Here is a 25,231-nt window from a genome sequence, read left to right as displayed (position 1 = left end):
TAGCGTAAAACTTTAAGGATTGTTAGAAATCCGTTTCCTTTTTTTCTTTCTGTTCTTCTTTTTTAAATGATATGGAAGATACTCCGGCACTTGCTCCGGTTGCATCAGTAGATCCATCGCTTTACCGATGTCTGGAAAGTGAGCAGCAGATTCAGAACGCAGCTTGGAGTCAGGTAACTGCATCTGTATTTTTGCATCCTGTGGTTCGGGTAATACCTGCTGAACAGCTGCGGTTTTTTGATCGGCTCCAGCTTTTTGACTGCAGCGTTCCTGAACGGCTTTAGCACTGTAAGTTTTGCCCAATGCACTGCCGTTAAATACACATTTGGTTTGATGGTCAACGTAGGTAATCCCGTATATCAAACCGCTCTCGTTTTGCCGCAGTATCGTATGAATACCCTGCTTTTCCAAAACCGTTACCAATTCCTGAAGAGATAACTTTTTCGACAGCAAAGCCATATCAATAGCATTTTTTACCCTTGCCTTATAGGGAATACGTTTCAGTTCATTTCCCGGGAATTTTTCCTCCAGGAATTTCAAGGTGGGCCTGCTGTAAAAATCACTGGCCTTGATCGGTACACCAATTGGATTTCCCTGTTCATCCAGGACCCGGTAGACCAGCCCTCTATTAATATATACTCTGGAATTCTCGCTTCCCCGTTCGGCTGCTATATTATACTGTTTCAGCACCGCATTCAGTTCGGGCAGACTGGTATATTTGTAGGTATCAAGTACTGCGTCCAATACATTTGTAATGGCCCTCTTCATTTCTGTCCGGCCATATTGAACTTTTCTTACATCAACCGGTTTCAGCTCAAACGCCTGTTTCCTTTTCCGCTCGTCAGCTACCACCAGCCCAAATGATTTTTCTATTTCTTTTCGGGCCGCTTCCGATTGGTTACGCCCGATATTCTGGGTGTTAATCCTGCTGCCGTCTTCTCTAACTTTTATTGAAACCACGTGGATGTGTGGGTGTCCGGCATCGTAATGCTGATATACGAGATACGGCTGCTGCCCGAAGCCTATTTTCTGCATATAGGTTTCTGCAATTTCCATCAGCCGTTCCTTTGAAAGGCCGCTGTCTGAAGCATCAAAATTCAGGGAAATATGTACACTGTTCCGGCTGACATTTTGGTTTAATTCGGCCTGTTTCAGCAGGCGGTTCAGCTTCATGTGAAGGTTCATTTTGTCCACGTCGATGGGATAATTTCCTGCTCCAATACATTCCGCCGCACCCTCTTTTACTTTGTTCTCATTGTAATTAAAGATGCGGTAGATGGAGTGACCTGTTTTGATTACTGCAACCATGTTTCGGCGATTTTTTGGATGTGTTTTTTGACCTCATCCACTTTGTTGAAAAGAATTTTTTTCTCCAATTCGTAAGTGATTAACCATGCCCGGAACTCGGCAATCTGGTGAAGTGTGTGCAGTTTTTTTACTGCCTGGTTGAAGTTGTTTCCGATACCGTTCAACTCATTTCTAAGCCTTATTACCTCTGCCATAAAGTCATCCAAGGACTTGTTGCGGTAGGTAGTAACAATAGGTTTTTCAAAGATGCTCCGGCGTACATAATCACTCAGCTTGCGGCAGGTGCTTGCCTTGCATTTTTTCTCAATCTGCTCGTACTCTTTTAAGGTAAGCCTCAATCCGATTATCCGGCTTCTGTTTGATTTTTTCTCTTCCATCACTATTTCATTTACACGTTTTCAAACTATTTACTTTTTGAGTTTCACCGCCCACGACTTCGGAGTGAAATGGCGGCCGGATTCGGTTGTTTAACAACCGGACATCTGGCCGATTGCACGAAAGAGGCAATCTTCCCAGCCTTTTTAATGTTTTTATGATTTTACAGTGCTAAAAAATCTATTTTCAGGCGTTCTTAATCCTTGATTTTTTAACAAATACAAAATATGGCTGGTCTTCATTTTGCTAGGATTTTTAACCGGGAGGCTTATTAGAAGACCTTCCAAAATTCATCACCCAGTCATTGAAATCTTTATAGTGCTTATACAGCCCGCTTTCATCGCTGTATTTTATACTTAAAGATTCGGCATAACGACTGCAATTTTGTCCGGCAGTATCGCGGTCTAAATAGAGTCGGATCGTTTGGTGTTTCTCCATAAATGGCCGGGCTTTCTCAAAGAAAGAAAGGGAGTTTAAAACCACGAAATCGCTTCGGTTTAGAGGCTCGTTCCTGTGAATACTTCTAAATGAAAGGAAGTCAATAAAGCCCTCGAAAACTGTCACTTCATCTGAGCCGTTTCTGAGCGTGGTTATATCTTTGGGAGAACTGCTACATTTGTAATAGGGATTGCGGATTTCGTAGCCGCCTGAATCATTCTTAAATCCGATGCCGTAATAGGTTTTATCATTGAGTTCATAACGGACTTCACGGCAATATCCATCGGCTACACTAATGGGTATCCGCCGCTGCTGCAGGTAGCGCAGTAAAGCATCAGATGTGAGGGTAAAATCTTTAACTATCTTTATCCTGTTTCCAGATTCAGCTTCTGTCTTGGATAAATAGATAATCGGCTTTTGAACGAAAAGATTGCCACTCAATTTTTCGAACAATTCACCGATAGTGCATCCATGATACAGGATAGCAAAATCAATCAGGTTACCGCCCTTGCCTAAACCGTGATCGTACCATCGGTTCAGCTTTCGGTTGATCTTGAAGGACGGTATTTTTTCTTCCCGTAAAGGAGACAAATACCAATAATCGGCACTTCTGATTTTTGAAGGCTCATGGCCTAAAGCAGACAGGTAACTAACCATGTCCATTTCCCTGACTTCACTGATGGGAAGTCGCTTGTTTCTGATATCCATAACCGCACATTTTCAATTTCACATTCAGATTATGAATACGAAGTTAAACAAGCAGAACGGGTACTTCCTATCCTCCCCATATTTTGATGAGGATGGTTTAAACACGGCTTTCTACTTTTGTTTGTGAAGTTTAATAATTTAAAACGTGTGGATTATGCTTACAACAAATGATGTAGCCAAGGTTTATGATACCATATTGAGTATCCCTGGCATGAATGAGACTGTGAAGATTGACATGAAAATCTCACGCAAAAATGTACTCTTGCTGAACCATGTTATTGAGCGTGGCTTATCGGTAAAAGATGGTAATGAAACATCCAGCTTATTGTCCAGTGTTCCCGGAGAGAGTATAGAAGAACTGAAGACACTGGCAGATGATTGTCTGCAAAAGGCTGGACTTATTGAATTAAGCGAAAAGCTTAATACTTTAGGACACAGCAAATGACCTACTCCGGAAGGCTGACTTTCGATAAGTCAGCCCTCTTCCTTTCCTATATCTGATTATACCTTTACCGATCATTTGTAAATATCGTTTTTGTCTAATGAAGAAGTTGAGTGGTAGTAAAGAATACTGGATAGTATCATATTTTCAATAATTTAATAAAATGTTTGCATATACGTAGTATGCTACATACTTTTGAATAAATTTAAAATGAGATGAATACAGATTTTAGTATTAAAACCTTGAATAACGCGTACTGCAAACCAATTTTAAATCTTATTCTTCCTATACAACAGATAGAATTTAATGTTCCTGTCACGCTCGAAGGCCAGCCGGATTTGCTGGATATTGAAACACATTATTATGGAACAGGAGGCGGGTTCTGGGGTGCATTGCATAAGGAAGAATTAGTGGGAACTATAGCGCTTATCTCAACCGGCCATAATGCCGGAGCAATCCGAAAGATGTTTGTGAAAAAGGAATTCCGCGGCAGCGATACTGGCATAGCGCAGCAGTTACTTAAAACACTTATTGAATATTGTATTGATCAACAGATTACTGACCTTTATCTGGGAACTGTGGATATGCTTAAGGCGGCGCATCGCTTTTATGAGCGTAATGGATTTCAAAGGATCAATAAGGAAGACTTGCCTCATTACTTTCCTGCAATGATGGGGGAAAATGTATATTATCATTTGCACCTAAATAATTAACAGTAATGAATGTAATAGATGAAGCGGGGATACTCGCTATTTCAACAAGGCTCCAGCGCCTGAGCGATCTGATACGTAAGGATGGTTTGCAGATATATAAAGCTCACAGGGTTGACTTTGAACCCAAGTGGTTTCCTGTGATTTATGCTCTGCATTTAAAACCTGTATTAAGCGTGGTTGAAATTGCGGCTGAAATAGGCTATACGCACCCTTCAACAATCAGTTTGTTAAAAGAACTGGAGAAACAGAAGCTGATACGCTCAAAACGGGATAAAACAGACGAAAGAAAGCGTTTGATTCAGTTAACGGCTAAGGGGCAGGCATTGGTTGAACAGATGAAGCCGGTATGGCAGATCATAATCACTGCGGTAACTGACCTTACCAATACACAAAACAACTTAATGCAGGCTATTATAGAAGTAGAAGATCAGCTAAAAAAGAAAAGTTTTTCCGAAAGAGCGTTGCAGCTTATTCCTGAAAAGACAATTAACAAATTATAATCAGAAGGATGATAAATCGCATTCAACAAATCGAACGATAATAACCCATGATTAAATCAAACACAAAGGCATATTTAGCATTGACGGTGGTCTGCGTGGTTTGGGAAACCACTTATCTTGCAATGCGTATAGGCGTCAGCACATTCCCTGCTTTTCTTTTTTCAGGTATCAGGCAGGTTACTGCTGGTGCCCTGCTGTTTGGAATATTACTGCTCTTCGGAAATAAAATAAAAATCAGCAAAAAGGACGTAAAAAGACAGGCTATGGCGGGAATATTGATGATTGCGATGGGCAATGGACTGGTAGGCTGGGCAGAAAAGTATATTCCCAGCGGATTGGCGGCATTGATTGTTTCAGCAATGCCAGTCTATGTAATTTTTATAAATTATGCATCAGCTATTGACAGGCAATCGCTGAATAAGTATGTCTTTCTGGGATTGCTGTTAGGGTGCATGGGAATCATACTGATATTCAGGGATAATATTTCCGACCTTACCAATCCCGATTATTTCATTGGTATAATTATAGCATTCTTTGCGTCCTTTTGCTGGGCAGGCGGTACTGTGTATGCCAAGTACCGGAAATCTTCTGCTGATGCCTTTGTCAATGCCGCGGTACAGCTGACCAGCGGAGGCATTGTACTTTTAATACTCAGTTTATTTTTTGATGATTTGTCGCAGATGCATACTGTTTCTTCGAGTAGCATTTGGGCATTAGTATATCTGGTCATAGTCGGATCATAATATCGTATGGCTGTTTTCTCTATGCTCTTGAACAACTGCCGGCGGGCCTTGCTTCTGTTTATGCCTATATCAATCCGCTTATTGCCATATTGCTTGGCTACCTTATCCTGAATGAAAAAATTACCTGGATAACGGGATTGTCATTAATTACCATAGTTAGCGGTGTATATTGGATCAACAAAGGATATACTATACTTAAAGAAAGAAAACTATCCGCCGGAAAGCCGGCATTCGTTAAATAATCTATACCATGAACATCATACAATACAAACCAGAATACCAGCCGCACTTTGAACGATTGAATAAAGCTTGGCTGAATAAATATTTTCAGGTAGAACCGATAGATGAATGGGTGCTTGCAAACCCGGATGAAGCAATCCTTAAAGAAGGCGGAATCATTTTATTTGCTGAATATAATAAACAGATTATTGGAACAGCAGCGCTGAAATTTGTACAGCCGGGTACATACGAACTTACCAAGATGGCGGTAAATGAAGCATTTCAAGGCTTGGGGGCGGGAAAGCTTTTGTGCAGTGCTGCCGTTAATGAAGCCAAAACAACGCTGAAAGCCGAACGTGTAATTCTTTACTCGCAGACTGTACTAAAACCGGCGATTGGAATTTACCGGAAACTAGGCTTTACGGAAATACCGCTTGAAAAAGGCGTTTACAAACGTGCTGATATCAAAATGGAGCTGCAGCTTTAAAAATCTTAAATATGAAGAATGATATATACATCATTGGAGCCGGGGCAATTGGCAAAGCATTGGCTGTTTTCCTGAAACTTGCGGGCAGAAAAGTTATTCTCCTCAGGGGAAGTCTTGATGATAAATCAACATATTTCGAAAAAATTCAGATCACATCAGATGACAAAACAGAACTTGAAGCTGAAATTGAAATTAGTACCTTAAGTAACTTTCCGCAGTTGGACGGTATTATCGCTTTAACCAACAAATCTTATGGTAACAAAAATCTGGCTCAGGCACTTGGGAAAAAAGCAAACAGTTCACCTGTTGTAATTCTGCAGAATGGTTTAGGAGTTGAGCAGGTTTTTGTGGACAATCATTTTCCTGAAATCTACCGCTGCGTTCTTTTTGTTACCTGCCAGACCATTGCCGAAAACAAAGTCAGTTTTAAACCGGTTTCAATTTCGCCAATCGGAATAATAAAGAGAAGCAACACGCATTTAAACGCAATTGTTGAACAGCTAAATAGCCCCGACTTTCAATTCAAAGCCGAACAAAACATTCAACCTGTAATATGGAAAAAAGCGATTATTAATTGTGTTTTCAATTCTATTTGTCCGCTTCTTGAAGTTGATAACGGAATTTTTCATCGAGAAGGCCGAGTTCTTGAAATGGCGAAAAGAGTAATAGCAGAATGTGTTTCAATTGCGAGAGAAAAAGGAATTATACTAAATTCCGATGAAGTTACAGAAAGCCTTTTATTAATAAGCAAATCTTCTGAGGGACAGCTCATATCTACCTTACAGGATATTAAGAATAAGAGGCCTACTGAAATAGAAACTTTAAACCTGGAGATTGCCGCTATCGCAAAAACATTGAATAAGGAAAATTTGGTAAAGGAAACTAAACTACTTGGAGAATTAACGAAACTGAAATCAGAATTGAATCAATGAAAACGATTTTAATTACAGGTGCCAGCCGCGGCATTGGCGCTGCTACAGCCATATTGGCTGCCGAAGCCGGACATGCAGTAGTGATAAACTATCACAAAAATAAAACTGCTGCAGATAAAGTTGTCTCTGAAATAACCGGCAAGGGAGGAACAGCCGTTTCCATTCAGGCTGATATTTCAAAAGAGAAAGAAGTAGTAAAACTGTTTTCAGAAACAGACAGACTTTTGGGTAATCTGCATGCTTTAGTTAATAACGCCGGGATACTGGAACGGCAGATGCCACTCGAAAACATGGATGCTGAACGTCTAAACCGGATTTTCAGGGTAAATATTACCGGACAATTTATTTGCGCAAGAGAAGCTGTAAAGCGAATGTCGTTAAAATACGGAGGAAGCGGCGGCTCCATCGTTAATGTCTCATCAATTGCCGCTAAAACCGGCGCTCCAGGAGAATATATTGATTATGCAGCTTCCAAAGGTGCTATTGATACTTTTACCGTCGGACTATCAAAAGAAGTTGCCGAAGAGGGAATACGTGTAAATGGTGTTCGTCCGGCATTTATTTATACAGACATACATGCCGATGGCGGTGAACCGGGCCGCATAGAAAGAATTAAAAATAGCATTCCTATGAAAAGAGGAGGCTTGGCTGAGGAAGTTGCCGAAGCTATCCTGTGGCTGGTTTCAGAAAAGTCTTCCTATTCAACCGGAACATTCATTGATGTAAGTGGCGGAAGGTAACCAATGTAACGCTTACTGATAGGGATGCAAGTTTGAAAACAAATTTTATAAATACTTTAAGAAATCACCCATCCGTCTTCGCGACGGATATCCTGAATCTGATGCTTCTGTAACCATTGACGGAATGAATCAGGATCATTTGGAGTAAAATGAATGATTCTTCCGTCATTCAGCATAATAGTAAAAAGTTCATGAACGGCTATGAACTTGTATAGTTGTTCGATAGAATATTCAAATCCGGGATAATGACTAACGAAAGTCATAAGCTTAGCTTTTATTATTAAACTTATATATTATTAAACTTATAGATGACTGCCAATAAAAATTAAGACAGACAGCAGCTATTGAACTGGACTATAGAAGTGTCCAACACCAATAAATGTGTCCTCTATAGTTTTATTCGACTTTGAAACGTAAAATTAGAAATAATAATTCAAAAAGCTACTTATAAATAGCCATCATTTGAGTAGTTGTATCGCAGATGGCTATTACTTTGTTTTACCTTATGCAAGGCCAAAACAAAAAGAATAACGAACAGCATGAAACTCATTCTAAAGAGTACCTGCAAAAGTTAGGTAAGCGGATAAAGGAGCTTCGTATTAAGGCCGGTTATACCAGTTATGAATTTTTTGCATATGAACATAATATATCGAGGGCACAATGGGGAAGATATGAGAATGGTCAGGATCTGAAGTTCAGCAGTCTGGTCAAGATAATTGAAGCATTTAAGATGACTTTACCAGAATTCTTTAAAGAAGGCTTTGACTAGTAATAATTTTAATATCTATTTCTCTAGTCGCCAACCGTCATCATATAAAGCGAAAGTTGCTGTATGTGTATCTTTTTCTTTAAAATCAGTATTGACTAAAGTTGAAAATGGAGTGATATTTTTATAAGACGTGGTATATTCTACTACAGCATTTTTTCCATCATTCGTCATCTTTATACCTGTAACTTCCTGTAATTCTTCCTCAGCCAGTTTTACCTTTTGGATATCTATTGATTTATCCTTCTCAGAAGTAGGTAATAGATACGGTTCGGCTTTGTCTGAAAACTGGATAATAGGTTTGCCTGCATCCGCTAATTTTTGAGTACGTTGTACAGTGACAAGACCTTGTGTTTCCAGTCCGGCATCAAGCACCTTTTTTGCAAATTCAGGATCTGCACAAAAAATATCATAATCAATTACAGTTGGATACTGTTTATCCTGTTTGATGAGGCGAAGAGCTTCTTCCCGGTTTAACTCATTTTTTTCAGCACAACTTGATATCAGGAAAGCAATTGGCAATAAAATAATGATGGACTTTTTCATAGTAATTTGATTTTAGCAGATATTCAAATTTACAATTATCTCTTTTTTTAAAAAACAACCTGAATAAAAAAAGGGACTATATAAGCCCCTCGTCAGCGAATGAATAGAATCCTTCTGCTGAGACAATCACATGATCCAGTACTGCAATATCCAACAAGTTGCCGGCTTTGACAATCTTTTGTGTCAACTGAATATCGGCATTGCTGGGTTTAAGATTACCAGATGGATGATTATGGCTCAAAATAACAGAGCTGGCACAACTTTTTAAGGCAGCGCTAAATATCAGTTTGGGATCGGCTATTGTTCCGGCCATTCCGCCTGTTGAAATTTCATAAACACCAAGTACCTTATTGCCTCGATTCAGCAGCAGAATTTTAAACTGCTCTACAAATTCTATTTTATTTTCATCCCAGCTTTGCAAAAGGATTTGATAGACTTCTTTTGAAGTGGATGCTTTAGGACGCTGTGATGCCTTTACCTTAGTTTTGTAAACCAGTTCAATTTCTGCAACCTTGTACATTTCTGAAATACTCATTACGCTTTCCATAATTCAATGATTTAAAAGTTTAAAAATTAATTATGGATGCTATGAAGGCACAGGGCAATAAAGTCCAAGAGGCAAACGAATAAATGAAAGACTTGAGCGTTTGGCATGTGTTTATGCGGGAAGCTCTTGGACGCTCAGCAGCCCTGTGCCTAACTTTGTGAAATGATTAATGCTTAAACTTTTAGATTATCTTTTAAAAATCAGCAAACCGGAAGGCAGCATATAAAGAGCCTAAAGCGATTAAAACTCTTGCTATGAAAATCACAATGCCTTCCATGCTTCTTATAAAGAGGGCCTGTTCATAGGAATGAAATAATTCCATTCCCGTAATTGACCTTCTGTTAAACTTTCGCCGGTTAATGATATATTTCAGAATAAACCCGGCAAGTAAGAACATGATACCTATTGTCATAACCTGTCCTCCAATCAATTAAGGGTTAAATAATAAATCAACTGCTTTAGCAAATCTTATATTGGGATGCTGTCTTGTAGTGGTGTAAACCATCAGGCAGTGAACCAGGTAAACGGCGAGATAGCCCTCAAATAACTGGTCGGCAAAAAGCTGGACACTTTTGCTTAACCTGATTCCGTAATGATTTATCTTCTGCTCTGCTTCATACAGTTGGGATAGCCAAAAGTCAAAGCTGAACAATCCGTTTTCCCATTGCTCCCGATGTAACTGCTCCTGTTCTTTAATGGTCACACACATATTCTGAACAAACTCCAGCAAGGCAGGTATTTCGTCGGGGAATAACTGATGGAGCAGTTTTGCTTTCTCTATATTCGTTAAGTTACTAAGCGGTTTCATGATAAATCTTTTAGAGTGAGTAAAAAGGGGATGGATGATGAAAGCACTCACCCCAATGGATTAATTGAGTGATAAGGCAGCAGCGCCGTGAATGGCAAATTCTTCACAAAGATTAAATGCCGATTGCGTCCGCAATTGTGCTGTCCCGCCTAAAAGCAGTGATTTTACCTTCGCTTCATCATCTTTGTACCGGCGTACATTCTGAAAATATCCGGTAACAGCGTTGTATGCTCCGAACAGTGTGCCTTCTGTAGTTTCCAGTAATTGAGAGGGACTGCTCATTGCATACTCAAAGGCATCCGTACACATATTTTTAAAATAGGCGGAAAGTTCATCTTCTCTGCCTTCTTTCAGGTTTTGCAAAACCTCTTTATTCGGCACTAAGGCGAGCCGGATCAGTTTTTTTACCTCTTTGTCTGTAATCCGAACTTTAGCCCATTCATTAAAGATGCCTTCCATCAGAATGGAGAGTGTATTCGATATACCCATTACTTGATGTGCCTGTTCTAACCGTTCCTTTGCTCCGGTAGTATGGCGTATCTTAATACTGTTGGAATGATTATTCAGGGCTGCATGAAGTGTGTTTGCACATACGATTCTGACAGGAGTAAAAGCTGCTGTTATGCTTCCGCTGCCATCGTGCGAAGTAGTCAGGAACAAATACTTTTCTATCAGATCGTCATTACCCACCCTGATATAATCAGGGAGTTTAGCAGTAATAAAAATACGTTCTCCTTTACCTAATGCTCCGGCTGTTTCATACAGTATTTCGCTACTTCCCACAATACTGTCGAAAAAAGAAAAAGCATCCTTGTTCTGTACGATCTCGTAATCTTTTCCTACTACACCTAAAACGGCATTATTATCAGTCCGCATGGTTGCATAATAATTTGGAACTACTATTTCACTGTTAGCAGTTTCCAGCTCATCATTGCCGATGCTTAATTCACTTCCATAGGTAAACAGGGGAGATTTAATAACTTCATAGTTCAATCCGGCAAATTCTATCGCCTCTGCACTTGTCGGGTAATCGGATACAATCTGCCCTAATCCATGCCATACTTTTTCCTTTACACTGAAAAAACTGTGTTTACCTGTCTGCTCGTTGAAATTTATATTGTGTGCCATTGCTTTAAATTTTAATAGTGAATGAATAGGATTAATTAAAAAGGAAGGTCATCGGTCTCGGCTGCTGCTTTCGCAACTTGGCCGGAAACGACGGCCTTATTTTCTTCTCTTTGTTTAGGGAAAGCCAGCACCTTCAAATCATTAACATGGAAGGTCAGCGAACCGGCTGCTTCTCCCTGCGAGTTTACATAAGCATTCATGCCGATTCGTCCGTATAACTGAACCAGAGCTCCTTTTTTGAGCCAGTTTGCAGGCTTCGCACTTAACCAGTATGAGCAATTGATGTATGTGGTAACCTGCCTGATTTCGTCGCTACCTTTAGGCTTGTAACTGTCATTGATGGCAATGCTGAAATGGACAACCTGCCTTTCGTCTTTTAGCGTGTTAACCTGTGCGTCTGCGGTTAATCTTCCTGTAATTTCCATAACTGAACCTTTTTAAGTGAATACTAAATGTTATTTAGCTATTCCCTTTTAGTCCGTCTGCTCCTCAAAAAGCTGTTTTTCAAAAGAAAAAACGGAAAAAAAGAAAGCCCAGAAAGTGTATCCGCAAAAAGCCAAAAGGAAACGGAATAAGTCCCGCAGGGTGGATAAGGCTGAGGAACGAGGCTTTATCCATTATGCCGTAGTCTTTTGGATGCCTTTTATTCAGCTGAAGCAATACGGACACAAACTTCGCTGCCCTTTTTATCCGTTTCGATTGAAAAACGACTGTTATGTCTTACTTTCATTGAGTTTCGGAAACGACATAGCAAAAGGTATTAACACTGTCCGTTAGGGATAGAAATGGATAGCCCGGAATGAAATGAGGACTTGTAATGAATAGCCCGACCCAAAGGGAACGGCAATAAAAGAAATTATCGCCTGAATAGGCATAAGCGATTAAAGTCAATATAGCTATATTTGAAGAACATTTAGGAAAAAAAGCCGTAAAAGGCTACAGTATATAATAAAATATTGCGTTCACACGCTCTCGTCATAGGAAACTGGTAATTTCAAAGGAAACGAGATGGAATGTGCAACGCTCACGCATGGCGTGGGCTTGCTTATTTCGTTTCCGGGTATACCAGTACCTCTATGACGGTAAGTTAAGACTCACGCCTAAATTTTTAAGGCCAAGTCATGAACGCAGATGAATACAAAACTTCGTCTGATGGCAAATACAAAATCCTTAAATGACCTTGAAAATTCTCTGGCAGCCCTCAAATATTCTGCTGCCTTACTTAAACAGCGTTTTGTAATAAACCAGGAGCTATTTAACCGAAAATCAGAAGTCTGGAAATCTTCTCCTGACGGGCAGCAATGGAAAGTCTTGTTATTAAATGCAGCTAATCTACTAGAAGACATTGATCGGATTAAATCAGTTAACAGCTTTTCAATTAAGCCGAGAGCTTTAAGAACCTATACAGATTTTATAAATCAAATAGATTTGACAGTTTCTGTTCGTTCTAATATTGAAGAGTAATAGGAACATGTCTAAATAATTTCAATGAATTTTATCATGCTTATTGATGATGATCCGGTCAGCCAACGGATTATGGAACTTCTTATTAAAAGAGTCAATCCATCAATCGTTCCAGTTAAGTTTTACCCCGCTAATGCTGCTTTAGGTTACCTTATTGAAAATGCCTCACATCCTGATAGGCTGCCTCCCATAATCTTTCTGGATCTCTATATGCCTGGCATGAATGGCTGGCAGTTTTTAAAGGAGTTTGAAAAACTTATAACCATGTTAAATAAAAAAATAACTGTTTATGTGGTTTCAGCCTTTCTTAGAGAAGAAGATTATTTCCTGCCAAGCACCTATCCCTTTGTAAAAGCCTGCCTTCTAAAACCAATTTCTAAGGAGCTGATTGCAGATATTATTTCTTCCTCTGCAATTTAAATTACATCTAAATATCCAATTTTTCAAGGTGCTAAAATTATTCTTTAGATTGTCCCCTCATTAAAAGCAATTGAGGTATTTATTGCATTGCTAATGGTATCAGTAGCAGTTAAGCCAAGAATACGGGTGCTAAAATCTATTAAGGTTTCTGATTTATATGATCCATTAATGAAATTCAAAAGAAATTGGTATAGATCATCAGATACCCAAAGTTCCTTTAATTCTAATACCCTATTTTCGAAATTTTCAACTTTAAGATTCCCTTTAGCTCTCTCCTGGATCAATTCTCCAATTAGAGATAGCAGTTTACCAACTCTCATTTGTTGGGTCGGATTTGTTAGCCAAATAGATTTATGAATTTCAGGAGTAAAAAGATCTACACCTATGAAGCTGAGCAATCCTCCTGTCTGAAATAACACTGAATCTTTATCCATCCCTTAAGCGAATACCTGGCTGTGAAACAAAAGTATTGTTTCTATCTATCCTTGCAAATATATCATTTCAACAATATCCTTTTCTTACTAAAAATTCCTGTTTTTTATCGGCAGCTTTCAGATAATCATCTTAACGAAATATCAAAAATCAACGTTTTGCGTACAGTGAAACCATACCAGTATGTTTCCCACTCAAACAAACAGTGCGATAGTAATGAACTTCTGAAAGTCACTCTACTAGACTTTTTAAAAAATGGAAGGATTTTTGAGGTTAATCAAATTCTGTGTGATTTAACTTGACTTCTTAAAAATTAAATCTTAAAGAAATCTTTTAAAACGTTTTATTAATCTATGCCGAATCAGAAAGAAGAACAGAATTATTATAAAAATGTCCTTGAAAGCTTACAGGAGTTTGCTGTTTTTACCTTTAATGCAGAAGAACTTATCGTTTCATGGAATACAGGAGCTGAAAACATCTTTGGGTATTCTGATAGAGAGATTTTAGGTAAGAAAGGACATCTCCTATTTACTCAGGAAGATATAAAAAGAGGAATTCCTGAGGAAGAAATGACAACTGCATTAAGTAAGGGAAAAGCTATTGATGAACGATTTCACTTAAAAAAAGATGGTTCAAAGTTTTGGGCCAGTGGTTTAATGTTTCCTCTATTTGATGAACAGGGGAAACACATTGGGTTCACTAAAATAGTACGCAATTACAGTGAACGCAAACTTGCAGAGAACCAATTAATACAAGACAAGGAGTTTGCAAAAACAATTGTAGATATTGCACCAGAATCTGTGGTCGTCCTTAATAAGGATTTAACCATCAAGGCTGCAAACAAAGCCTTTTACAAACTCTTCAAGGTTGACAAAAAGGAAGCAGAGGGACAATCAATTGCTAAAATTGACAATGGCAGACTGAGCAATTCCAAATTTCTTAGTTTACTGGATAAACTTACAATGGGAGCACCATTCGCGGATGAGGAAATAGAACAAAGTTTACCAGGTACGGGAAGAAGATATTTTAAAGTGGCCGGCAGAAAACTTCAACATTTGGCAACCTTAAATGAATTTATTGCACTATATATTATAGATATTACAGAAAGAAAAATATTAGAAAGACAAAGAGAAGATTTTATCAGCATTGCCTCTCATGAACTCAAGTCACCTGTAACAGGCATTTTAGGTTATTCTCAGATTATCCAAGGCTATTTTCAAAAAGCGGAAGATCAATCTATGACTGAACCTGCTAACAGATTGCATTCTCAGGCTGTTAAACTCAATAAATTAATAACCAATCTGCTGGATATATCCAGTATCAATACGGATCGCTTTTCTTTAAATTTTGAAAATTTCAATTTAACGGATTTAACTTCTGAAATAGTTCGTGATCTTCAATTTATCAATAAGACTTATCAAATAACTTTTAAAGGAGAAGTTGAAAACGATGTTTGCGCAGATAAAAGCAGAATTACTCAGATTCTGACCAATTTAATTTCAAATGCGATTAAATATTCTCCTGAGGGAAAACAAGTCGTCGTCAGCCTGTCAAACGATCTTGCCCGAACGCAGGCAATAATTAGCGTAAAAGATTTTGGTATAGGCATATCCGATGAGGAAAAAGATAAAATCTTCAAACGTTTTTCCCGAAGTGTTAACGGTAAAAACAATCATATACCAGGAATTGGATTAGGCCTATATATCTCAATGGAAATAGCAAAAAAACATAAAGGCAATATCTGGTTTGAAAGTGAAAAAGGAGTTGGAACTACTTTCTATCTTAGCCTTCCATTTAAGTGTGATCGGTAAAATTAGTTTTCATCACTTACATAGCACCATTTTTGCTACTACAAACTTAACACAATATTTATTCCCCTTTTGCTTATGGCTAAACGTATACTTGTTGTAGAAGACGACCAGGACATACTTTATCTTATTGAATTTTTATTAACCCAGGAGGGATATGAAGTAATCACCTCTTTAACAGGACTGGGAATTGTAGAACAGATCGAAAATGAACACCCTGATTTGATATTGCTTGATATCATGCTCCCAGGAATAGATGGCAGAGATATATGCCGGGATATAAAGCGCAACGCGAAAACAAAGGAAATTCCTGTTGTTATGATGTCTGCTCATGTGGACATTTCAAGAACCATACGGGACGTTGGAGCAGATGATTTTATAGCTAAGCCTTTTGATATTTATAATCTATTAGGCAGAATAGAAAGGCAATTAATTGCTTAATTTATGCTGCATTATCATCCCTTCAATGTATAAATTTTAGATCAGCAAATAGATAAAAAAGCTTTTAGAATACCTTTAAAATCACTTTTAAGGAAATGGCATACAATTGGAGATGTATTTTTTATGAAAATTATTAAAATAAATCCTTCTGCTGATTTTAATGCCGATAAACTGTTAATAATCAATATTAGAAATGATTTAAAAACATTTAAGATTACGCGAGGAAAATTTTTGGCAAACAACCAGGCAAAGTATCCTTCTCCGAATTTACGTGCCTGATCCATTATATATACTTTTCTCTTTTAAAGAGGGCTTTCACATAAAGGCCCTCTTTTATTTTTTAGCTATTTATATCCCTAAGCCTAATACCTTACGTTATATTAGAAAGTATCTCCATATTTAATGGTTCAAATGGAACTTAAAAAACTCTATTTTTTATTAAAACACTTTGAAAGTAATTTTATTATTTCTAATAACTCAACCAAGTGCCTTCACAGAAAAATAGTCTTTAAGAACATAAAATATTTTATTAGCTTAACTGAATCTATCTAAGACTGAATTTCACCTTAATTATTTTGAATTAAGGACTTATTTGATCTCCTATGGGAACAGTAACAACTAAAAGTTTCGAGAAAATTTTCGATTTAAGTGAAGCGCTTTTTCTTATCCTTGAACCTGATCCACCTGTCTTTACTATTTTAGAGGTAAATGAGGCTTACTTAAAGGCTACAAATCATAAGAGAGATGACCTTCTTGGGAAAGGGGTGTTTGAAATATATCCAGATGATCCTAATCATACCGAGACTCGAAATATTGGTACTCTCAGACAATCCCTCTATACAGTTTTAAAATCAAAGAAGTCAGATAAGTTGAAGCCTCAACGTTTTGATATGCCTGTCACCGGTACTGGTATTTTTGAAAAACGGTACTGGACAGCCACAAATACGCCTGTTTTTGATTCCGATGGAAATATAATTCATATTATTAACTCTCCGGTAGATATAACCGAGCTTTATACACTAACGGCTAAAGTGGAAGAAAATGAGAGAAATTTCCGTCAATTAGTAGAGGAATCGCCTATTCCTATGGCAGTGTTCAGAGAGCCGGATATGAAACTGGAATTGGCGAATCAGGCAATGTTCGATGTTCTGCAAAAGGATAATAGTATTTATGGAAAGCCTTTTCTGGAATTTATGCCTGAAATGAGCAATCAGCCTTTTTCAGCTTTGTTAGACAATGTTTATAAGACAGGCAGTACTTATTCTGAAAAGGAAGCTATTGTTCATATTAATGTTAAAGGAAAATCAAAGTCCTTTTATTTTGATTATACCTATAAAGCTTTAAAAAGTGGTGACGGCCATGTTTCAGGTATATTAGTGATGGCTGTTGATGTTACTCAACAGGTACTGGACCGGAAAAAAATCAAAGAGAGTGAAGAGCGGTTAAGACTGGCAGTAGAGAATGCAGAAGCAGGGATTTTTGATACAGATATTGTAACGGGAAAATCAATATGCTCATTAAAGCATGCAAATATATTTGGTTATCAGGATAATAACGAAGAGTGGAGCTTAGATAAATTATATGAACATATCTTAACGGAAGATTTAGAAGATTTTAAAAACTGTTTTTTCAATGCACTTAAAACCGGAGACCTAAATGTTGTAGTAAGAATAAAAAGGGTTGATGATATTGTTCGCTGGATCAACATCATGGGAAAAGTACAATATAACTCCAAAAATGCTCCTGTTAGAATTGTAGGAACTACAACAGATATTACAGAAAAGAAAGAACTGGAACAACGGAAGGACGAGTTAATTGGCATTGTAAGTCATGAACTGAAAACCCCCGTTACTTCCATGAAGGCGTTTGCACAGCTAGTAGACCGGAAGTTAAAACAAAATCAAGAAAAAGACGCTTCTGAGATGTTTGCTAAAGTGCTTCTCCAGATCGAAAAACTGTTTGTGCTGATTCAGGATTTGCTAGATGTAAGTCGCCTGGATGCAGGTAAATTGCAATTAAGGAAAAGCAAGTATCTATTTAATGAGCTGGCTAGAGAAACAGCATTAGAAATAGAAAGTATATATTCTCATCAGATTATTGTTGAAGATACAGATGATATTTATTGTTATGGAGACAAGGAAAGAACGGGACAGGTACTTACTAATCTTCTAACGAATGCTGTAAAATATTCTCCTGGGCAGGATAAAGTGCTTTTACGAATTAAAACGGATGGAAGTCAACTTCAATGCAGTATTCAGGATTTTGGGATAGGTATTCCAAGGGAGAAACAAAAACACCTTTTTGAAAGGTTCTATCGAATTACCGAAGGAAGAAATACTTCTATTTCCGGCCTTGGGCTTGGATTATATATCTCTGCTGAAATTATCAAAGGGCAAAATGGTAAAATCTGGTTTGAAAGTGAAGCAGGAAAGGGTTCCACTTTTTATTTTAGTCTTCCATTAACTTAATAGATTAATCAGACGATGAGAATATAGCTCTTCCTGTAAATTTTACATACAAATCTTTCTTAAATATTACGAACTGTTTCAAGACTCATCATTGCTATAACAAAGAGTACTAGGCCTTTAGTTCGTTTTAGTCGAAACTAAATTCATTTGAGACTTGTTTAGATAGATGTAATTAAAACTACGATTATGGAAAAACTGGAATTAAAAGGAAAATGGAACGAACTTAAAGGAAAAATCAAACAATCTTACGGCGACCTTACCGATGATGATTTAACCTATGAAGAAGGAAAAGAAGACGAGCTTTACGGACGTTTGCAAAAGAAAACAGGTAAAACAAGAGAAGAAGTCATAGAATGGCTTCGAGGCCTATAAGGTTTTTATTATTCATAATAGAAAAGAGTTCCATATTGGCTCTTTTCTTTTTCCTATTATTCTGTTATGCTTTGTTTTTTTCTTCGGCTTTAAGAATATTTTTAATCCCCTTCGCTAAAGCATCCGGATTAAAGGAGATGCTGTCAATACCCTTATCTACAAGAAACTGAGCAAATTCAGGGAAATCGCTTGGCGCTTGTCCGCACAGCCCGATTTTACGTTTAGCCTTCTTGGATTTTTGAATAGCCATTGCAATCATCTCTTTTGCCTGAGCATTTTGTTCATTAAAAATCCCGCTCACCAATTCAGAATCCCGGTCTATTCCTAAAGTAAGCTGTGTAAGATCATTAGAACCGATCGAAAAACCATCAAACACTTCTGCAAATTGCTCGCATCCCAAAACATTAGAGGGAATCTCAATCATCATATAAACCTCAAGTTTATTTCTACCGCGCTTTAACCCATAACTTTCCATTACCTCCACTACCTTTTTTCCTTCTTCTATGGTACGGCAGAATGGAATCATCAGGATCACGTTATCCAGTTTCATTTCTTCAATCACGATACGCATAGCTTCACACTCTAAACGAAATCCTTCGCTGTAGTGCTCACTGTAATAACGTGATGCTCCACGAAAACCAAGCATTGGGTTTTGCTCCTCCGGTTCGAACTGTTTTCCTCCTAAAAGACTTGCATATTCGTTAGATTTAAAATCACTCATGCGGATGATTACCGGCCTCGGATAAAATGACGCAGCTATAGTCGCTACAGCCATGGAAAGCCGTTCTGTAAAATATTGCTCCTTATCTGGATAAACAGCAGTTAACTGTTCGATTTTTTCTTTTACTTCCTGATCCTGCAATTCGTTAAATTTTGCCAGCGCCAGCGGATGGATCTTTATAGAATTAGTGATTGCAAACTCGAGCCGGGTAAGTCCTACACCATCTACAGGATAAAGCGCATATTGAAAAGCCCGTTTGGGATCTGCTATGATCAGCATGACTTCCGTTTCAGGATTACCGAACTTTTCAAGATCTATTTCTGTTTCATCCCATTCTAGAATTCCTTTATAAACTTTCCCTTCATTTCCTTCAGCCGAAGAAACAGTGATTTCCTGACCATCACTGATCTTTTGGGTCGCATTGCCAGTGCCTACAACCGCAACGGCGCCCATCTCTCTGGCTACAATGGCTGCATGACTGGTTCTTCCGCCATGATTGGTAATAATGGCTGAGGCTTTCTTTAAAATCGGGTCCCAATCCGGATTGGTAATTTCGGTTACCAATACCTCACCCTCCTGTAGCTTGTCAGCATCCTGAGGAGAATGTAGTATCCTGGCCTTGCCAGCCACTACCTTGTTTCCGATACCAGCGCCCGTAAGGATGATTTCACTTTCCTGTTTTAATTCATAACTTTTTAATTTGCCTTTTTCTTTTTTTGTAGAATGAACGGTTTCAGGACGCGCCTGCACGATATACAGATCGCCCGATAAGCCATCCTTAGCCCATTCTATGTCCATGGGTTTCTTATAATGTTCTTCAATTTTCAGGCACCACTTGCCAATCTGTGTGATCTCATCATCGGTTAGGACAAACTGCTGTCTTTTATTCTCAGGAGTATCCTGGTTTATTGTATTCTTCTTGTTTTCCTCATTCGAATCCTGTTCAGCATAAACTAAGGTCTTTTCCTTTGATCCGGGTTCTTTCGATAAAATTGCTTTATAGCCCTTTCTCAGGTTTTCCTTATATAAATAATACTGATCGGCATTCACTACACCGCCTACAACGTTATCGCCAAGTCCCCAGCTGCCGTTTATAAAAATGACCTTGTCAAATCCGGTTTCCGGTTCAATGGTAAAAGCTACTCCCGCACAAGCCAAATCAGATCGTACCATTTTTTGAACTCCTGCCGAAAGCGCTATTTTTGTATGATCAAAACCATTGTCTTCCCGGTATTTTATAGCACGATCCGTAAAAAGGGAAGCAATACATTGGTGAACAGCGTTGATTACATTGTCCTCTCCCGATATATTCAGGAATGATTCATGCTGCCCGGCAAAACTGGCTTCCGGCAAATCCTCTGCTGTGGCACTGCTCCGGACAGCTACGCTCTCCAGGTTTTGTTCCCGTTTTTGTAATTCCCGGTAGGCTTTTTTTATTGACTCCGAAAAAGCATCAGGAATGGGGGCATCTAAAATCATTTGCCTGATCTTCTTTCCTGTTTCGCTAAGGTTTGAAAAGCTTTTCCTGTCGAGGTTTTTCAGCGCTTCGTGTATGGGAGCTTTCAGGTTATTCTCCTCAATAAAATTCCAGTATGCATCTGCCGTGGTGGCAAAACCATCCGGAATCAGTATATCGTCAGATTTGAGTTGTCGAAACATCTCTCCGAGCGAAGCATTTTTGCCTCCAACCTGGGCAACCCTGGAATTATCTAATTTATTGAAGGGTATAGTGTATTCTATCATTGGTAATCCCTTTATTAAATGTTGGATCAACTTAAATTATTATGTTAATACATAATTACCGGCTCGGTTAGGTGTCCGATTGCAATACAGGGATAACTTCAAATCAGAATTTTCTGTTTCGAAAAACAATTTTTAGCTTTTAAAATCACTGGGGAAATTTGTTCTTAGCTGAATTACGGGTGGTATCTACTAATACCGAAATAGTTAATGCTGAAAATGCCAGTAAATGAAAGGTAAAGCCGATCACATGTCCGATCTCCCATCTGTATTTAAGCGTCATCCATCAATCTGGAATTATTAAAGGATCTGTTTGAAGAGCAGCAGAAATATTATTATTTACCGGAAGTACAATCAGTAGCCAGCTAATTAGCCATAATAGGTTAAAGATGGAGCCGGTTAAAGCCCATCCAAATGTCTGTCGATATTTACGGGTAAGGAATACCAAACTAATTGAAAACAGTATAGCTCCGATACAATATACACCTCCGATAACGGCAAAATAATGATACATCGTGGTATTAACTACTGAATACAATTCCTTGGTGTATTGCATTTTCTGAGGCATTTCCAATACATGTGCAGAAGTTATAGAGAGAGCCAGCGCAGTAAATAAAAGGGCAAAAAAACGTACAATTCGAACCATTTTAGTAGAATTGCTTAAATACACTCATTCAAAAATCAATCCGTTTCTTTTAATACTAAAAGAGGAATACCGGTGTCAAAAATTAATTTTTTAGATACGCTTTTATGAAAGATCTCTCCGAGCAATCCACGCTCTTTTCGTACTGTGATTAATAATTGAATTTCATGAGCTGCGGCAAAAGTTAAAATGCCATTGGCAGTATTCTCACTATCTATATAATGAAATTCAGCATTTTCATTGTCAAATACTTTATGAAGATCGGTTTGTTCTAATATTGTTTCAGCACGGAAATGTTTCTCTTTATAATCTACATTTAGGATAAATAATTTTGCATCCAGTGCGTTCGTGAAAGATTTAATGAACTGAACAGGGACGGTTTGCAATACTTCCTTAAGATCACAGGCCAGCAATACATTTTTTATTAAATGATATCTTACGTCCTTAGGAACAACAAGCAGCGGCTTAGCACAGTGGCTAACTACAGTCATTGTATTGCCTCCAAATAAGTCTTCTTCTAAATCACCCTTTACAGTTGCTCCAATAACTATCAGATCTACCTGCTCCTGTAGGGCATCAATTGCTTCAGCAAGCGGCCTGTTATCACTACAGGTTTCAATTTGAATGTGTCCGGGAAATGAATAAATCAGTTCATTTTTCAATGCTATTAGATGAGCATTCGTATCTTCAGTGGCTACTTCATAACTGGAAGCGTCTGTTGGGGATGCAGTGACAGACAACGCAAAAGGATGATATAATATAATTTTGTGTGCACTTAATTTGCCAGCTACGGCTACTGCAAACCGTGCTGCATTAGCTGCTTCTTCAGAAAAGTCAGTAAGAACCAGAATTGTATTCATAGCACTCCTTTTAAGTGTAGTGACGATTAATCTTTTTTGTTCATTTCAGGAGCGTTGGCTATCTGTTGAGGTTTTCCAGGTAAGATGTTGTCATCATAAAATATGGCATCTTTAAATATCCAGCCCGTTATACCCGATAATCTATTGCGCCTTGGATTGTATGCCCTCTAAAGCTTTTATAAATCTTTCAGAATCTGAAACCCATCCAAAAACCCCACCCTGCATCTTGGTACTCTTGATAGCTCCCGCATAATTATCCTTGTCCGTTGCGCCTGTGCAGTCTTTCAGAACCAGGCACCAGAAACCGAGATCATTGGCCTCAGTCATAACGGTATTTACACATACATCGGTGGTAATGCCCACAATCACCAGATGGGTTATGCCTAAGTTTTGCAGGGTCATATGAAGGTTGCTGACACCCATGGCACCCTTTCCAGCCTTGTCAATTAGAATTTCTCCCTCAATGGGTTCTACTTCTTTAACAATTCCCCAGCTCTTAGAACCCCTGACCAGGAGCCGGCCGATACCGCCCTCCGGTTTTTCGCCTATCCCTACACCTTTACCGATTATTTTGCTTCGAAGAAGCTTATTATAGGGGCAGTCGCTTAAATCCGGAAGGTGGCCTTCCCGGGTATGAATAACAGTGATATCGGTGCGCCGAACCACATCCAGGACTTTCCGGGTAGCAGATAAAGGCACGGCAGTGTTCTCCAATGGATACTTCATCACGTCCACGTATCCATTCTCACCGCAAAAATCAATCTGAAAATCAATGGAGAGAAAAGCCGTCCTGCCGGAATCAAATTCCAGAAATGAAGTTTCTCCAAAGTTAGGATTGTCTTCGCATTCCACTTTAAAGAGCTTTCCTTTCGGTTGGCCATATTGCCAGGCAGGAAACTTAAATGTCCGGTCTTTCTGAAAATCTTCATAATCCTTTTGTGCCTGGGCGAGAACAGCTTCGCGTCGTTTATCCAGGATATCCTCATACTGGCGTTCTTCAGCCATATCTGAAACAGTACCCGGCTGCCATTCAGTCGGCGAGGCAGGTTTAGTTTTTCGTTCCTGGGGTAGTTTTTGTTTGTTCTTTTGGGTTTTCATAACTGCTCCTCTTTTAATTTTTTCTTTTATAAGATTCTTTTTTTTGTCGGAAGATGATCTGTTCAAATAGCATAACGAACAGGATAACGGATATGATGGGATTACTGAAAATAGTGGTAATAATCCGTGGAACATTCTTCCATGTTTCCTGTGGCAGAAGAAATAAGCCCAGGCTCAAAAAAATAGAAAATCCAACAAGACTTTGCTCTCTTCTTCCGAAACTTGGCGCAGCAGCCATCATGCTTGCCCCAATGCCTATAACGGTAGAAGCAATGCCCAACAAAACAGCACCCGCAACAGGCTTGGGCATTGCAGCCATGAACCCGCCAATGGGCCCGATGAAAGCAAAAAAGATAAAAATGATGGAGGCTGCCAGGATGAAACTTCGGGCGGCGACCCGAGTCAGCATCACAATTCCCAGATTCTCCCCGTAAGCTACCGTGGCGGGAACACCCAGGATTCCGGCAAGGCACGTTTCTATCGTCCCAAAGAAAAGGAATGACCTGTTCATTGTTCTATCTTCTAATTTATGATTGATGACACCCGCATAGCCGCTGAGGTTGCCAAACATATTGAGACCGGCCATGAGATTTACTATTATCATGATAGCAATCAAATCAAAGGGCGGCATCGCCAGGCCGTAAGGCAGTATTTCGGGTAAGACAAAAAGGTGGGTTTCCTGCATGAGCTTCCATTTAAATTCACCCAGTACCATAAAAACAGCATAGCCAAGAACAATGATGATTAAAGGTGGAAGCGTTCCCCATACACCTTTTGCCCTAATGGCGGTAAAGGTGCCAATTAGCGCAAGAACTGCACCCATAAAAAATTGCCATCCAAATCCAAATGCAGCCAATAGGGCCAGACCTTGTTTAGATATGGAGAGCCCCACAAGCATCACCATCGATCCAAGGATTAACGGGCTCCAGATTTTTTTTATGTATTTCACAGCCCCAAAAAGAGTTAATGCGATAATGACAATACTTGCGATGGACTGTGCAAGAAAAGCCTGCTGGGCATAGTCTCTACCGCCGGCAGTGATTGCTGCGACAATGGCGAGAGATGGAATAACATTGGGGCCCGAAACCATGGCCATACGATGTCCCAGCCAAACCTGAAGCAAAGTTGAAAGTCCAATAGTAAGAACAATTGAAGACATATAGCCTGAAAGTTCAGCGGACTTAAACCCCATTTCAAGACCTACGATAGCATAACCCCACACCACGGCATAAATCATTGTCACTACCCATTGCAGACAATAGATAATCCAATCCCGGGTTGACCGAGGTTGATCATTGACATCATAAACCAGCTCAATATCTTCTGTTTTATCTTGGGTCATGACAGACGTTTTGTTTGTGGCA

At 38.8% G+C, this 25,231-nt stretch carries 30 protein-coding genes and 1 pseudogene; 14 read left to right on the top strand and 17 right to left on the bottom strand.

The window, feature by feature from the left end:
* Positions 1 to 12: 12 nt before the first annotated feature.
* The 3 genes from ACLCDL_RS08555 to ACLCDL_RS08545 form a co-directional block, all read right to left on the bottom strand.
* The gene (locus ACLCDL_RS08555; RefSeq protein WP_423147867.1) at positions 13 to 1,308 is read right to left on the bottom strand and encodes a relaxase/mobilization nuclease domain-containing protein; all 1,296 of its coding nucleotides are present in this window, start codon (positions 1,306 to 1,308) and stop codon (positions 13 to 15) included.
* The gene (locus ACLCDL_RS08550) at positions 1,296 to 1,685 is read right to left on the bottom strand and encodes a plasmid mobilization protein (RefSeq protein ID WP_423147866.1); all 390 of its coding nucleotides are present in this window, start codon (positions 1,683 to 1,685) and stop codon (positions 1,296 to 1,298) included. The genes ACLCDL_RS08555 and ACLCDL_RS08550 overlap by 13 nt, the downstream gene beginning before the upstream one ends.
* A gap of 253 nt (positions 1,686 to 1,938) precedes the next feature.
* Positions 1,939 to 2,829, bottom strand: a complete 891-nt coding sequence (locus ACLCDL_RS08545; protein WP_423147865.1) for a toprim domain-containing protein — start codon at positions 2,827 to 2,829, stop codon at positions 1,939 to 1,941.
* Between the two features lie 211 nt (positions 2,830 to 3,040).
* On the opposite strand from ACLCDL_RS08545, the gene ACLCDL_RS08540 reads away from it, so the two are divergent.
* The 7 genes and pseudogenes from ACLCDL_RS08540 (at position 3,041) to ACLCDL_RS08510 (ending at position 7,605) form a co-directional block, all read left to right on the top strand.
* The gene (locus ACLCDL_RS08540) at positions 3,041 to 3,274 is read left to right on the top strand and encodes a hypothetical protein (protein ID WP_423147864.1); all 234 of its coding nucleotides are present in this window, start codon (positions 3,041 to 3,043) and stop codon (positions 3,272 to 3,274) included.
* Between the two features lie 212 nt (positions 3,275 to 3,486).
* Positions 3,487 to 3,984, top strand: coding sequence for a GNAT family N-acetyltransferase (locus tag ACLCDL_RS08535; RefSeq protein ID WP_423147863.1), 498 nt, complete (start codon positions 3,487 to 3,489; stop codon positions 3,982 to 3,984).
* A gap of 5 nt (positions 3,985 to 3,989) precedes the next feature.
* Complete coding sequence (locus tag ACLCDL_RS08530; protein ID WP_423147862.1) at positions 3,990 to 4,484, top strand: MarR family winged helix-turn-helix transcriptional regulator; 495 nt, start codon at positions 3,990 to 3,992, stop codon at positions 4,482 to 4,484.
* Positions 4,485 to 4,531: 47 nt separating this feature from the next.
* Positions 4,532 to 5,469: pseudogene (locus tag ACLCDL_RS08525) on the top strand (DMT family transporter).
* Positions 5,470 to 5,477: 8 nt separating this feature from the next.
* Complete coding sequence (locus tag ACLCDL_RS08520; RefSeq protein WP_423147861.1) at positions 5,478 to 5,933, top strand: GNAT family N-acetyltransferase; 456 nt, start codon at positions 5,478 to 5,480, stop codon at positions 5,931 to 5,933.
* 11 nt (positions 5,934 to 5,944) lie between these two features.
* Entirely contained in the window at positions 5,945 to 6,865 is a 921-nt protein-coding gene (locus tag ACLCDL_RS08515; protein ID WP_423147860.1) for a ketopantoate reductase family protein, read from the top strand.
* Entirely contained in the window at positions 6,862 to 7,605 is a 744-nt protein-coding gene (locus tag ACLCDL_RS08510; RefSeq protein WP_423147859.1) for an SDR family oxidoreductase, read from the top strand. Before ACLCDL_RS08515 ends, ACLCDL_RS08510 begins: the two co-directional genes overlap by 4 nt.
* A 56-nt stretch (positions 7,606 to 7,661) precedes the next feature.
* On the opposite strand, the gene ACLCDL_RS08505 is transcribed toward ACLCDL_RS08510, so the two are convergent.
* Entirely contained in the window at positions 7,662 to 7,868 is a 207-nt protein-coding gene (locus ACLCDL_RS08505) for a hypothetical protein (protein ID WP_423147858.1), read from the bottom strand.
* 242 nt (positions 7,869 to 8,110) lie between these two features.
* Here ACLCDL_RS08505 and ACLCDL_RS08500 point away from each other — a divergent pair, with 242 nt between their 5' ends.
* Positions 8,111 to 8,374, top strand: a complete 264-nt coding sequence (locus ACLCDL_RS08500; RefSeq protein WP_423147857.1) for a helix-turn-helix domain-containing protein — start codon at positions 8,111 to 8,113, stop codon at positions 8,372 to 8,374.
* 15 nt (positions 8,375 to 8,389) lie between these two features.
* On the opposite strand, the gene ACLCDL_RS08495 is transcribed toward ACLCDL_RS08500, so the two are convergent.
* The 6 genes from ACLCDL_RS08495 to ACLCDL_RS08470 all read right to left on the bottom strand — a co-directional run bounded on the left by ACLCDL_RS08495 (position 8,390) and on the right by ACLCDL_RS08470 (position 11,825).
* Positions 8,390 to 8,917, bottom strand: a complete 528-nt coding sequence (locus ACLCDL_RS08495; protein WP_423147856.1) for a hypothetical protein — start codon at positions 8,915 to 8,917, stop codon at positions 8,390 to 8,392.
* Between the two features lie 76 nt (positions 8,918 to 8,993).
* Positions 8,994 to 9,464 carry a JAB domain-containing protein gene (locus tag ACLCDL_RS08490; protein WP_423147855.1) on the bottom strand — a complete coding sequence of 157 codons (471 nt, stop codon included), beginning with the start codon at positions 9,462 to 9,464 and terminating at the stop codon, positions 8,994 to 8,996.
* A 193-nt stretch (positions 9,465 to 9,657) separates the two neighbouring features.
* On the bottom strand, positions 9,658 to 9,894 hold the full coding sequence (locus ACLCDL_RS08485) for a molybdenum ABC transporter permease (protein WP_423147854.1): 237 nt from the start codon (positions 9,892 to 9,894) through the stop codon (positions 9,658 to 9,660).
* Complete coding sequence (locus tag ACLCDL_RS08480; RefSeq protein ID WP_423147853.1) at positions 9,895 to 10,272, bottom strand: hypothetical protein; 378 nt, start codon at positions 10,270 to 10,272, stop codon at positions 9,895 to 9,897.
* A gap of 60 nt (positions 10,273 to 10,332) precedes the next feature.
* A complete protein-coding gene (locus tag ACLCDL_RS08475) occupies positions 10,333 to 11,400 on the bottom strand; it encodes a DUF932 domain-containing protein (protein WP_423147852.1) in 1,068 nt (355 codons plus the stop codon).
* Between the two features lie 35 nt (positions 11,401 to 11,435).
* Entirely contained in the window at positions 11,436 to 11,825 is a 390-nt protein-coding gene (locus ACLCDL_RS08470; protein WP_423147851.1) for a single-stranded DNA-binding protein, read from the bottom strand.
* Between the two features lie 727 nt (positions 11,826 to 12,552).
* Here ACLCDL_RS08470 and ACLCDL_RS08465 point away from each other — a divergent pair.
* Both ACLCDL_RS08465 and ACLCDL_RS08460 read left to right on the top strand, forming a co-directional pair.
* A complete protein-coding gene (locus tag ACLCDL_RS08465; RefSeq protein WP_423147850.1) occupies positions 12,553 to 12,864 on the top strand; it encodes a hypothetical protein in 312 nt (103 codons plus the stop codon).
* 24 nt (positions 12,865 to 12,888) lie between these two features.
* A complete protein-coding gene (locus tag ACLCDL_RS08460; protein ID WP_423147849.1) occupies positions 12,889 to 13,284 on the top strand; it encodes a response regulator in 396 nt (131 codons plus the stop codon).
* Between the two features lie 44 nt (positions 13,285 to 13,328).
* Here ACLCDL_RS08460 and ACLCDL_RS08455 read toward each other — a convergent pair whose 3' ends face one another.
* Positions 13,329 to 13,718, bottom strand: coding sequence for a hypothetical protein (locus tag ACLCDL_RS08455; RefSeq protein WP_423147848.1), 390 nt, complete (start codon positions 13,716 to 13,718; stop codon positions 13,329 to 13,331).
* Between the two features lie 351 nt (positions 13,719 to 14,069).
* On the opposite strand from ACLCDL_RS08455, the gene ACLCDL_RS08450 reads away from it, so the two are divergent.
* The 4 genes from ACLCDL_RS08450 (at position 14,070) to ACLCDL_RS08435 (ending at position 18,805) form a co-directional block, all read left to right on the top strand.
* Positions 14,070 to 15,527 carry a PAS domain-containing sensor histidine kinase gene (locus ACLCDL_RS08450; RefSeq protein WP_423147847.1) on the top strand — a complete coding sequence of 486 codons (1,458 nt, stop codon included), beginning with the start codon at positions 14,070 to 14,072 and terminating at the stop codon, positions 15,525 to 15,527.
* 75 nt (positions 15,528 to 15,602) lie between these two features.
* Complete coding sequence (locus ACLCDL_RS08445) at positions 15,603 to 15,965, top strand: response regulator transcription factor (protein ID WP_423147846.1); 363 nt, start codon at positions 15,603 to 15,605, stop codon at positions 15,963 to 15,965.
* 602 nt (positions 15,966 to 16,567) lie between these two features.
* A complete protein-coding gene (locus tag ACLCDL_RS08440; protein ID WP_423147845.1) occupies positions 16,568 to 18,433 on the top strand; it encodes an ATP-binding protein in 1,866 nt (621 codons plus the stop codon).
* 186 nt (positions 18,434 to 18,619) lie between these two features.
* The gene (locus tag ACLCDL_RS08435) at positions 18,620 to 18,805 is read left to right on the top strand and encodes a CsbD family protein (protein WP_423147844.1); all 186 of its coding nucleotides are present in this window, start codon (positions 18,620 to 18,622) and stop codon (positions 18,803 to 18,805) included.
* Between the two features lie 64 nt (positions 18,806 to 18,869).
* On the opposite strand, the gene ppsA is transcribed toward ACLCDL_RS08435, so the two are convergent.
* The 6 genes from ppsA to ACLCDL_RS08405 all read right to left on the bottom strand — a co-directional run bounded on the left by ppsA (position 18,870) and on the right by ACLCDL_RS08405 (position 25,209).
* Positions 18,870 to 21,269, bottom strand: coding sequence for a phosphoenolpyruvate synthase (ppsA, locus tag ACLCDL_RS08430; protein ID WP_423147843.1), 2,400 nt, complete (start codon positions 21,267 to 21,269; stop codon positions 18,870 to 18,872).
* A gap of 145 nt (positions 21,270 to 21,414) precedes the next feature.
* Positions 21,415 to 21,549: a hypothetical protein gene (locus ACLCDL_RS08425; RefSeq protein ID WP_423147842.1), complete on the bottom strand. Its 135-nt coding sequence runs from the start codon at positions 21,547 to 21,549 to the stop codon at positions 21,415 to 21,417.
* A gap of 3 nt (positions 21,550 to 21,552) precedes the next feature.
* Complete coding sequence (locus tag ACLCDL_RS08420) at positions 21,553 to 21,912, bottom strand: hypothetical protein (protein ID WP_423147841.1); 360 nt, start codon at positions 21,910 to 21,912, stop codon at positions 21,553 to 21,555.
* 35 nt (positions 21,913 to 21,947) lie between these two features.
* Positions 21,948 to 22,769 carry a universal stress protein gene (locus ACLCDL_RS08415; protein ID WP_423147840.1) on the bottom strand — a complete coding sequence of 274 codons (822 nt, stop codon included), beginning with the start codon at positions 22,767 to 22,769 and terminating at the stop codon, positions 21,948 to 21,950.
* Between the two features lie 141 nt (positions 22,770 to 22,910).
* Positions 22,911 to 23,867, bottom strand: a complete 957-nt coding sequence (locus ACLCDL_RS08410; protein WP_423147839.1) for a cysteine hydrolase family protein — start codon at positions 23,865 to 23,867, stop codon at positions 22,911 to 22,913.
* Between the two features lie 13 nt (positions 23,868 to 23,880).
* A complete protein-coding gene (locus ACLCDL_RS08405) occupies positions 23,881 to 25,209 on the bottom strand; it encodes a solute carrier family 23 protein (protein WP_423147838.1) in 1,329 nt (442 codons plus the stop codon).
* Positions 25,210 to 25,231 lie beyond the last annotated feature (22 nt).

Origin of the sequence: Rubrilithobacter danxiaensis, assembly GCF_047272945.1 — a bacterium.
Lineage (GTDB): Bacteria > Bacteroidota > Bacteroidia > Sphingobacteriales > Sphingobacteriaceae > Rubrolithibacter > Rubrolithibacter danxiaensis.
The sequence above is the reverse complement of the archived record's forward strand: the minus strand, read 5'-3'. Positions and strand labels throughout refer to the sequence as shown.